Raw genomic sequence first — 9873 nt, 5'->3', positions numbered from 1 at the left:
TGTTGAGCACACCCTCCTGCGTGTCGTTCAGCTGCAGCAGGCGAGACAGCAGCAGCGGCCCCATCTCCGCCACCGTGGCGCGGACCGGCGGGCCCTGCTTGCCGTACAGGTCCCAGAACACGGTCGGGAAGCCCTGATAGGTCAGGGCGCCGAGGCCGAGCTGCTTGGCCCGCGCCTCGATCTTCGGGTTGGCCGCGCCGGGCTGGCTGATGCCGGCGATGTCGCCCTTCACATCGGCGACGAAGACCGGCACGCCGGCTTGGCTGAAGCCCTCGGCCAGGACCTTGAGCGACACGGTCTTGCCGGTGCCGGTGGCGCCGGCGATCAGCCCGTGACGGTTGCCGAGGCCGAGCAGCAGCCGGTGCTCGCGCTCACCCTTGGCGAAGTAGAGTCCGTCGGTCATTCCTGTCTCCCGCGGCCTGCGACGCCGCGCCCCTTCACATGCCCTGGACGAGTCATCCCATTCTGCGCAGGGTACGTCGGCGAGGTGCACCGATGAAGACCCTGATCCTGCTGCGGCACGCGAAATCCGACTGGGACGGCCCGCAGCTGGCCGACCATGACCGGCCGCTGGCGGCGCGCGGCCGCGAGGCGGCGCCGCGGATGGGCGCCTGGCTGAAGGCGCATGGCCCGATGCCGGACCTGGTGCTGTGCTCCACCGCCACCCGCGCCCGGCAGACCCTGGCGCTGGCGCTAGAGGCGCTGGGCGCCGAGCCGGAGACCCGGTTCGACCGCGGCCTGTACCTGGCCGGCGGCGCCGGGGTGCTGGCCCGGCTGCGCCGGGCGCCGGACGAGGCGGCGACGGTGATGGTGGTCGGACACAACCCGGATTTCGAGCAGCTGGCACGCCGGCTGGCGACGACGGGCGACGAGACGGTGCTGTCCCGGCTGCGGGAAAAAGTCCCGACCGCGGGCCTGGCGGTGATCGAGCTGCCGGTGGAGCGCTGGGCCGAGGCCGGCCCCAGCGGCCGGCTGATCGCCTTCGAGACGCCGAAGACCGTCGGCGGCTGACCGCCTCAATTCTGCCCAGATCAGACGCAGACGATCCGAGGGACTCGTGAGAACAAGCCGAGACCTCACCTGTTCCAACCTTGCCGATTATTCATCATCCGCAGAGCCGACAATGGCCGATCGGCCACACTTCAGAACGATTCCTGCCGATGAACTGATCGTAAGCTGACGGGAACTGGCGACGGACCAACATTCCTGCTGCGTGGGATCGGTAACGCGCCGGATCCGGCGCGGACGTCAGCAGAGGATCTTCGTCATGTCGCGTGTCTCCGCCCGCCCGCTCAAGCTCGCGGCGGCCCTGATCGCCGCCTCGGCGCTGGCCGGCTGCGTCGTCTACCCGGCCTATCCGCACCCGGTCTACTACCACCCCTACTACTACCACCCGTATCACTACTGGTGAGCAGGCCGGGGCGGGTCAGCGGATGCCGGCGAGATAGCCCAGCAGCGCCTCGGGGTCGTCAAACACGGCGTCGAGCGGCATCGCCAGCATCGGGTTCAGCTTGGCGCCGAGGAAGGCGGCGCGGATGTCGGTGTGCAGTCCGACCAGCCGGCGCCCGGGCTTGGCCAGCTGGCGATGGGCATAGGCCATGCCCAGCTCCAGCGCCGCGCCCTCGTCCGGCACCCGGCCGTCGAGCACGAACAGCAGCACGTCGCAGGCGAAGACCTGGTCGCGATCCATCTCGAACAGCGCCCGGCGCCGGTCCTCCGGCGCCATCGACGCCCAGGGTTCGGCCCGGCTCTCGACCCCGTCGCGCTGCGGCAGGAAGACGGTGAAGCCGAGCGCCTCGATCCGCTCGGCCAGCGCCGCGTTGAACACCTGCTCGGCCGCCGAGAACAGTGGCGCGGCGAAATACAGCCGCGGCATCAGCCGCGGCCGATCGCGTCGAGTGCCGCGCGGTGCAGCGCCGGGGTGGCGGCGGCCAGGACCTCGCCCGAGGAGTCGAGGCCGAGCGGCTGGCCCTGCCAGTCGGTGATGACGCCGCCGGCGCCTTCGATCACCGGCACCAGCGCCATGTAGTCATAGGGCTGCAGGCGGCACTCCATCACCAGGTCGATGCAGCCCAGCGCCAGCAGGGCGTAGCCGTAGCAGTCCAGCCCGTAGCGGCGGTGCTTCACCACCCCGGCCAGCCGCGCGAAGGTCTCCAGGGAATCGCCCGAGAACACCTCCGGCGAGGTGGTGGTGAGAATGGCGTTGTCGAGCCCCCCGCAGTCGCGGGTGCGGCAGGGCTTGCCGTCCGCCGTCGAAGGGTGGCCGGTATGGCCGACGAAGCGTTCGCCCAGCGCCGGCATCTCGATCACCCCGACCACCGGCCGGCCCTTCTCGACCAGGGCGATCAGCGACCCGAACATCGGCACGCCGGCGATGAAGGCGCGGGTGCCGTCGATCGGGTCCAGCACCCAGACCAGGTCGCGGTCGACACCCTCGCGGCCATGCTCCTCGCCGAGGATGCCGTGGTCCGGGTAAGTGGCGTTGATCATCTGCCGCATCAGCTGCTCGACCGAACGGTCGGCCATGGTGACCGGGGAGTCGTCGGCCTTGTCCTCGACCGCAAGCCCGGTGCGGAACCAGCGCATCGCCGCCGGGCGGGCGGCGTCGGCCAAGCTTTCGGCGAAGGCGACGAGGGAATCGGCGGTCATGGCGCGGGCTCTGGTCTTCGGGCGGGGGCCGCAGCCTCGCCGGAAACGCCGGTTGGGGCAAGCGCCGAGCGGTGACTCAGCCCCGCAACGCTTCCGCCAGAGCCACCATCTCCTCCGCCCCCTTCGTACTCGGCGCGGTCTCGACCAGGGTGCGGCCGGACAGCATCGCCGCGGCGAAGCCGGTGCGGTTGCCGATCCGGGCCGGCAGCACCGGGATGCCGAGGCGGCCGATCTCGACCTCCAGCGCGTCCGCGACCTTCGAGCGCGGCGGCACCCGGTTCAGCACGATCCGGGCCGGCACCTTCTCCTCCGCCGCCAGGTCCAGGGTCGGCTGCGTCGCCCACAGATCCATCGGGCTGGGCTGGATCGGAACCAGGACGAGCTGCGCCGCCCGCACCGCGATCCGGGCATCCGACGCGGCATGCGGCGGGCTGTCGATCAGCACCAGATCATGCGCCGCCCGGGCACGGTCGACCTCCGCTGGCACCCGCCAGCCGGTGATGCGGAGATGGGTGAAGCCCGGGTCGTCACCCCGCGCCTCGACCCAGCGGCTGAGGCTACCCTGCGGATCGATGTCGACAGTCGCGACCTTGAGGCCCGCACGGGCGAAGGCGGCGGCGAGATGCGCGACCAGCGTGGTCTTCCCGGCCCCGCCCTTCTGCTGCGCCACGGTAATCGTCCGACCGGCCATTGCACCCCTCCGTTTCGCGGAAGTGTCGCCCGGCTTTTGCTGCAGCGCAACATGAGATGTCCTGTCCAGGGGATGGCCGCCTTCCCCCGAGCGCATGGCGCGCCGGCGCCGGATCGGGCTATAGAGCGGGCATGGAGAGCCCGATCAAGACCGAGATCGTCGATGACGGCGCGGCCGGCATCGCCCGCGCCGCGGCGCTGCTGCGCGAAGGCCGCCTGGTCGCCTTCCCGACCGAGACGGTCTACGGTCTGGGCGGCGACGCCACCAGCGACCGGGCCGTGGCCGCGATCTTCGAGGCCAAGCGGCGGCCCAGCTTCAACCCGCTGATCAGCCACCTGGCCGATGCCGAGCAGGCCGAGGATCTGGTGCTGTTCGACGAGCGCGCCCGGCGCGTCGCCGAGACGCTGTGGCCCGGCCCGCTGACCCTGGTGCTGCCGCGGCGCGCCGACAGCCCGGTGTCGCTGCTGGCCTCGGCCGGGCTGGACAGCCTGGCGATCCGCGTGCCGGCGCATCCGGCCGCGCGGCGCCTGCTGGCCGCGGTCGGCCGGCCGGTGGCGGCGCCCAGCGCCAATGTCTCCGGCGCCGTCAGCCCGACCACGCCGCAGCACGTCCTGGACGGGCTGTCCGGCCGGGTGTCGCTGGTGGTGGCCGGCGGGCGCTGCGCCGTCGGGCTGGAATCGACCGTGCTGGACCTGACCGGGGAGCAGCCGGTGCTGCTGCGCCCCGGCGGGGTGACGATCGAGGAGCTGACCGCCCTGCTCGGCCCTATCGCGGTGCCGGAGAAGGATCCGGACCGCCCGGCCTCGCCCGGCCAGTTGGCCAGCCATTACGCGCCGCGGGCGCAGGTGCGGCTGAACGCCGGAGCGATCGGGCCGGACGAGGTGCTGCTGACCTTCGGCCCCGATCTGCGTAGCGGCCCGAAGGTGATGAATCTCAGCGACAAGGGCGACCTGGCCGAGGCCGCCGCCAACCTGTTCGCGATGCTGCGGGCGCTGGACAGGACCGGCGCCGGCACCATCGCCGTGGCGCCGATTCCGGAGACCGGCCTGGGCGCCGCGATCAATGACCGGCTGCGCCGCGCCGCCGCGCCGCGCCCCTAGGGAGCAAGCCATGAGCGATGCCGCGCTGCTGCAGGCCCTGATCACCATCACCGGCCCGCAGGGCGTGCTGCACGAGGCAGCGGATCTGGCGCCCTATCTGAAGGAATGGCGCGGCAAGTACCGCAGCACCGCCGGCATCGTGGTGCGGCCGGGGTCGACCGCCGAGGTCGCCGCCGTGGTGAAGCTGTGCGCAGAGCGCGGCATCGGCGTGGTGCCGCAGGGCGGCAACACCGGCCTGTGCGGCGGCGCCGTGGCCGAGGCCGGGCAGATCCTGCTGTCCACCGACCGGCTGACCCGGATCCGCGAGGTCGATGCCGGGGGCGACCACATGACGGTCGAGGCCGGGGTGATCCTGGCCCAGGTGCAGGCGGCGGCGGAAGCCGCGGACCGGCTGTTCCCCTTAAGCCTGGGGGCCGAGGGCAGCTGCCGCATCGGCGGCAACCTGTCGACCAATGCCGGCGGCACCGCGGTGCTGCGCTACGGCAACGCCCGCGACCTGGTGCTGGGGCTGGAGGTGGTGCTGCCCGACGGGCAGGTGTGGGACGGCCTCCGCGCCTTGCGCAAGGACAACACCGGCTATGACCTGAAGCAGATCTTCATCGGCGCCGAGGGCACGCTGGGCATCATCACCGCCGCGGTGCTGAAGCTGTTCCCGCGGCCGCGGACGGTGGCGGCGGCGCTGGTCGGGGTATCGGACCCGGCCGCGGCCGTGGCCCTGTTCAGCCGCGCCCGGGCCGAGGCCGGCGGGTCGGTCACCGGGGTCGAGCTGATGCCGCGCCTGGCCATCGACTTCGCCCTGCGCCATGTCGCGGGCGTGGTCGACCCGATGGCGGAGCCGCACCCCTGGTACGTGCTGCTGGAGCTGTCCTCCCCCGCCGCCGACGCGCCGCTGGCGGAGCGGCTGGAGGCGATCCTGGCCCATGGGCTGGAGGCCGGGCTGGTGACCGATGCCGCAATCGCGGCGAGCGAGGCGCAGCGCAAGGCGTTCTGGCACATCCGCGAGGCCATCGTCGAAGGCCAGCGCTTCGAGGGCGGGGCGATCAAGCACGACATCGCCGTTCCGGTGGCCAAGGTGCCGGAGTTCCTGGAGCGGGCGACGGCGCTGTCCGAGGCAATGGTGCCGGGCGTGCGGGTGGTCGGCTTCGGCCATCTCGGCGACGGTAACATCCATTTCAACCTGAACCAGCCGGTCGGCGCCGACCGCGAGGCCTTCATGGCGCGGTGGGAGGAGATCGCCCATCGCGTGCACGACATCGTCGCCGACCTCGACGGGTCGATCAGCGCCGAGCACGGCGTCGGCCTGCTGAAGCGCGACGAGATCGCCGAGCGCAAGCCGGCGGTCGAGATCGAGCTGATGCGCCGGATCAAGCAGGCGATCGACCCGGCCGGGATCATGAACCCGGGCAAGGTGGTGCGGGTCTAGGCAGACTTTCGGCTTCCACTCTGTTGTCATCCTCGGGCTTGACCCGAGGATCCAGGGGCTTTCAGAGCCGCTCCTGGTGGCCTCTGGATTGCCGGGTCAAGCCCGGCAATGACAGAAACTGTGGCGGGAAAATCCATCAGCTGTCGAATCCGGCCCCGCGCAAACGACCAGGTGCGTCAACCCGTGGAGGACCTCCCGATGGACGCCAAGACCCTCATCCCCGCCGCCGAGCTGGCCCGTGCCAACCCGGTCCGCATCCCCAACGAGAGCGCCGAGTACCGCGCCGCCCGCACCGCGCTGCTGGCCGAGGAGATCGAGCTGCGGCGCCGGATCGAGAGCGTCGCCGCGCAGCGCCGCGCCCTGCCGCCCGGCGGGCCGGTGACCGGCGACTACCGCTTCGAGGGGCCGGACGGCCCGACCGACCTGGCCGGGCTGTTCGGCGACAAGCAGACCCTGGTGGTCTACAGCTACATGTTCGGGCCGCAGCGCGAGCGCCCCTGCCCGATGTGCACCAACCTGCTGGATGCCTGGGACAGCAACGCCGCCGATATCGGCCAGCGCGCCGCCCTGGCCGTGGTCGCGCGCTCGCCCTTCGCCCGCCTGGCCGACTGGAAACGCGAACGCGGCTGGTGCGACCTGCCCCTCTATAGCGATCTCGACGGCGCCTATTCGCGCGACTACCTCGCCATCGGGCCCGACGGGTCGGACCTGCCGGCGCTGCACGTCTTCACTCGGCGCGACGGCACCATCCGCCACTTCTGGGCCGAGGAGATGACCGGCGAGACCGCCGATCCCGGCCAGGACCCGCGCGGTGCCCCCGACCCGTCGCCGCTGTGGATGGTGCTGGACTGCACCCCGGAAGGCCGCGGGACGGACTGGTATCCGAAGCTGAGCTACGACTGAGAGGACCGGCCGGGAGCGTCACGGCTCCCGGCCGGTCCTGCCTCACCAGCGGCCGCGATGGCCGCCCCAGCCGCCATGGCCCCAGCCGCCGCGGCGGTAATAGTGGTGATGGCCGCCATCGTCATCGGCCAGAGCGGCGCCGAGCGCGATGCCGCCGACCGCCAGCAGGCCCGCCGCCAGCGCGGTGTTGGTGTCCTGCTGCTGCCGCTCGGCCTGTGCCTGGTAGGACAGCGGGCCGACCTCATTGCAGGCATACGGGTCGCCATAGGAGCAGCGCTGCGAGGCGTAGTTCAGCTGTGTCTCGCTCGGCGTCGGCCCGCAGGCCGCCAGCGCGACCAGAACTCCGACGATACCAACCCGCGAGATTCGAGATCCCAACGAACCGGCAACCATACTCATCTCCAGCCGATCAGACTTCAGACGATCGGCACGCCGTTTTCCAATTGAGGCAATTCCATGGCAACTTCACGGCGAACCCTGGAACTACCCACAGGGCGACGGCATGACTTCACGACTCCGGCGCCCCTTCCGCAGCAATACACGGACGAGGCCGATCACTCCGTCGCTCGACTTGGCAAGACGGCAAAAGACTCCGGGACGATTGAGCGCAGCCGGCGCTAAGGCGCGGTGCCGGCCACCTGCCGCTCGATGAAATCGGCGAAGGCCCGGGCCTTGGCACTGGCCTGCCGCCCGGTCGGGAAAACCGCCCAGAGGCCGACCGGCGGCAGCTGCCAGTCGTGGAGCACCGGCACGATCGCGCCCGATGCCAGCTCGGCCCCGAACATCCATTCCGAGGCGATGGCCAGGCCCAGCCCGGCCAGGACGGCCTCCCGCACCCCCTCGGCGGCGCTGATGCGCAGCCGGCCGCCGACGACCAGCGGCGCCTGGACGTCGCCCCGCCGGAAGGTCCAGGCCGCGCCGCTGCCGCCGCCGCGCGGCTCATGGATCACGACCTGGTGCGAGAGCAGGTCGACCGGCACCTGCGGCACGCCCTGCGCCGCGAAGTAGCCGGGTGTGCCGACCACCAGCCGGCGGCATTCCCCGATCCTGCGCGCGGCCAAGCCGGAATCCGGCATCTGGCCCATGCGCAGCGCCACGTCGATGCCTTCCTCGATCAGGTCGATCGGGCGGTCGTCCAGCACGATGTCGATGTCCAGCGCCGGATGCGCCGCCAGGAAGGCGCCGAGGCGCGGGATCACCATCAGCCGGGTGAAGGTTACCGGCGCGCCGACGCGCAGCCGGCCCGTCAACGCCGTGGCGGCGCCGCGGGCGGCATGCTCGGCCTCCTCCACCTCCTCCAGCGACCGCTTGGCGCGCTCGTAGAAGCTGCGGCCCGCCTCGGTCGGGGTCAGGCCGCGGGTCGAGCGCAGCAGCAGCCGCACGCCCAGCCGCTCCTCCAGCTGCGCGACGGTCTTGGAGATGGCCGGCTGGCCGACGCGCATCTGCCTGGCGGCGGCGGAGAAGGAGCCGGCGTCGACGACGCGGATGAAGGCCTCCATCGCGGCCAGGCGGTCCATGCGCGGCTCCGGCATTCATTCCAGAATGGAATGAATCATATCGCGCCCGCGTGGCTACCTCCAGAGATCGGGAATGAATGATCTATCCGGCGTCCCATCCATCGACCGCCCGTCACCTCTGATGCGGGCCTTTCCCGAGAGGACGCGATGTCCCTGCAGGCCAAGCTCGACGCGTTCAAGGCTGATTTCGAGGCCGGCAAGCCGCCCTACAACGTGCCCCCGTCGGTGATCGAGATCATGCACCGCGCTACGGCGGAGCTGATTGCCTCCGGCGCCGCCGGCCATGCTCTGAAGACCGGCGACAAGGCCCCGTCCTTCGCCCTGAAGGACCCGGACGGCACCGTGGTGAACTCGGCAGCGGTGCTGGCCAAAGGCCCGCTGATCGTCAGCTTCTACCGCGGCGTCTGGTGCCCCTACTGCAACATGGAGCTGCAGGCGCTGGAGGCGGCGCGGCCGGAATTCGAGCGGCTGGGCGCGGCGCTGGTCGCGATCTCGCCGCAGACCGCGCCGAACAGCCGCAAATCGGCGCGCCAGAACGGGCTGGGCTTCCCGATCCTGTCAGACGCCAAGGGCGAGGTCGCCGCCGCCTTCGGCCTGCGCTTCCGCCTGCCGGACTATCTGATCGAGCTGTACAAGAGCCTTAGGAACGACCTGCCGACCTTCAACGACGACCCGAGCTGGACCCTGCCGATGCCCGGCCGCTATCTGATCGGCCAGGACGGCACGATCCTTTATGCCGACGTCAACCCCGACTACACCCGGCGCCCCGAGCCGGAGGCGCTGCTGCCCGCCCTGCGGCAGGCCGCCGCCCGCAGCGCGGCCTGAGGGCGGGGGCGACCATGACTCAGCCCGAGCCATTCGACGTCCTGATCCTGGGCAGCGGCCAGGGCGGCAAGCTGCTGGCCTGGCACCTGGCCCGGTCCGGCCGGCGCGTCGCGGTGGTGGAGCGCCGCTGGGTCGGCGGCTCCTGCCCCGCCGTCGCCTGCCTGCCGAGCAAGAACGAGCTGTGGAGCGCGAAGGTGGCGCATCTGTCCGGCGAGGCCGGGCGCTTCGGCACGATGACCGGCCCGGTGACGGTCGACATGGCCAAGGTGCGCCAGCGCAAGCGCGACATGGTCGAGCGCGAGGCCGCGTTCCACCTGAAGGCCTATCGCGACAGCGGGGCCGAGCTGATCATGGGCAGCGGCCGCTTCACCGCGCCGAAGACGATCGAGGTGGCGCTGAACGACGGCGGCACCCGGCGGCTGGCCGGCGGCCAGGTCTTCATCAATGTTGGGTCGCATGCGGCGATCCCCGACGTCCCGGGCCTGGCCGCAGCCCAGCCGATGACGCATATCGAGGTGCTGGAGCTGGACACGCTGCCGGCGCATCTGATCGTGCTGGGCGGCGGCTATGTCGGGGTCGAGATGGCCCAGGCCTATCGCCGCTTCGGCAGCCGGGTCACGGTGGTCGAGCCCGGGCCGCAGCTGCTGGGCCGCGAGGATTCGGACGTCTCGGCCGAGATGCAGCGGATCTTGGAGGACGAAGGCATCCGCGTCCTGACGGGCGCCCAGCCCGTTGCCGTGCAGGGCTGGTCGGGCCAGGAGGTCG

At 71.6% G+C, this 9873-nt stretch carries 13 protein-coding genes; 7 read left to right on the top strand and 6 right to left on the bottom strand.

From position 1 onward, the window contains the following. Nucleotides 1–403: helicase HerA-like domain-containing protein (locus ABDW35_RS24255; protein WP_343716436.1), on the bottom strand; the 403-nt coding region annotated here is incomplete at its 3' end. A 92-nt stretch (nt 404–495) separates the two neighbouring features. Here ABDW35_RS24255 and ABDW35_RS24250 point away from each other — a divergent pair. Together ABDW35_RS24250 and ABDW35_RS24245 are read left to right on the top strand one after the other, a co-directional pair. Beyond that, entirely contained in the window at nt 496–1011 is a 516-nt protein-coding gene (locus tag ABDW35_RS24250; protein WP_343716435.1) for a histidine phosphatase family protein, read from the top strand. A gap of 256 nt (nt 1012–1267) precedes the next feature. Then, nucleotides 1268–1411, top strand: a complete 144-nt coding sequence (locus ABDW35_RS24245) for a hypothetical protein (RefSeq protein ID WP_343716434.1) — start codon at nt 1268–1270, stop codon at nt 1409–1411. 15 nt (nt 1412–1426) lie between these two features. On the opposite strand, the gene ABDW35_RS24240 is transcribed toward ABDW35_RS24245, so the two are convergent. The 3 genes from ABDW35_RS24240 to parA all read right to left on the bottom strand — a co-directional run bounded on the left by ABDW35_RS24240 (nt 1427) and on the right by parA (nt 3340). Then, entirely contained in the window at nt 1427–1876 is a 450-nt protein-coding gene (locus ABDW35_RS24240) for a nucleoside 2-deoxyribosyltransferase domain-containing protein (RefSeq protein ID WP_343716433.1), read from the bottom strand. Next, the gene (hisN, locus tag ABDW35_RS24235) at nt 1876–2649 is read right to left on the bottom strand and encodes a histidinol-phosphatase (RefSeq protein WP_343716432.1); all 774 of its coding nucleotides are present in this window, start codon (nt 2647–2649) and stop codon (nt 1876–1878) included. The genes ABDW35_RS24240 and hisN overlap by 1 nt, the downstream gene beginning before the upstream one ends. A gap of 76 nt (nt 2650–2725) precedes the next feature. Beyond that, nucleotides 2726–3340, bottom strand: a complete 615-nt coding sequence (gene parA, locus ABDW35_RS24230; RefSeq protein ID WP_343716431.1) for a ParA family partition ATPase — start codon at nt 3338–3340, stop codon at nt 2726–2728. Between the two features lie 131 nt (nt 3341–3471). Here parA and ABDW35_RS24225 point away from each other — a divergent pair, with 131 nt between their 5' ends. The 3 genes from ABDW35_RS24225 (at nt 3472) to ABDW35_RS24215 (ending at nt 6766) form a co-directional block, all read left to right on the top strand. After that, nucleotides 3472–4440, top strand: a complete 969-nt coding sequence (locus ABDW35_RS24225; RefSeq protein WP_343716430.1) for an L-threonylcarbamoyladenylate synthase — start codon at nt 3472–3474, stop codon at nt 4438–4440. Between the two features lie 10 nt (nt 4441–4450). Further along, nucleotides 4451–5863, top strand: coding sequence for an FAD-binding oxidoreductase (locus ABDW35_RS24220; RefSeq protein WP_343716429.1), 1413 nt, complete (start codon nt 4451–4453; stop codon nt 5861–5863). A gap of 198 nt (nt 5864–6061) precedes the next feature. Continuing rightward, nucleotides 6062–6766, top strand: coding sequence for a DUF899 family protein (locus tag ABDW35_RS24215; protein WP_343716428.1), 705 nt, complete (start codon nt 6062–6064; stop codon nt 6764–6766). A 42-nt stretch (nt 6767–6808) separates the two neighbouring features. On the opposite strand, the gene ABDW35_RS24210 is transcribed toward ABDW35_RS24215, so the two are convergent. Beyond that, nucleotides 6809–7159 carry a hypothetical protein gene (locus ABDW35_RS24210; protein ID WP_343716427.1) on the bottom strand — a complete coding sequence of 117 codons (351 nt, stop codon included), beginning with the start codon at nt 7157–7159 and terminating at the stop codon, nt 6809–6811. Between the two features lie 224 nt (nt 7160–7383). After that, nucleotides 7384–8283 carry a LysR family transcriptional regulator gene (locus ABDW35_RS24205; RefSeq protein ID WP_343716426.1) on the bottom strand — a complete coding sequence of 300 codons (900 nt, stop codon included), beginning with the start codon at nt 8281–8283 and terminating at the stop codon, nt 7384–7386. Between the two features lie 147 nt (nt 8284–8430). Here ABDW35_RS24205 and ABDW35_RS24200 point away from each other — a divergent pair, with 147 nt between their 5' ends. Both ABDW35_RS24200 and ABDW35_RS24195 read left to right on the top strand, forming a co-directional pair. Beyond that, nucleotides 8431–9108 carry a peroxiredoxin-like family protein gene (locus ABDW35_RS24200; protein WP_343716425.1) on the top strand — a complete coding sequence of 226 codons (678 nt, stop codon included), beginning with the start codon at nt 8431–8433 and terminating at the stop codon, nt 9106–9108. 14 nt (nt 9109–9122) lie between these two features. After that, nucleotides 9123–9873 (top strand): FAD-dependent oxidoreductase (locus tag ABDW35_RS24195; RefSeq protein WP_343716424.1); only part of this gene is annotated, 751 nt, incomplete at its 3' end.

Source organism: Inquilinus sp., assembly GCF_039594555.1.
Classification (GTDB): Bacteria; Pseudomonadota; Alphaproteobacteria; order DSM-16000; family Inquilinaceae; genus Inquilinus.
The sequence above is the reverse complement of the archived record's forward strand: the minus strand, read 5'-3'. Positions and strand labels throughout refer to the sequence as shown.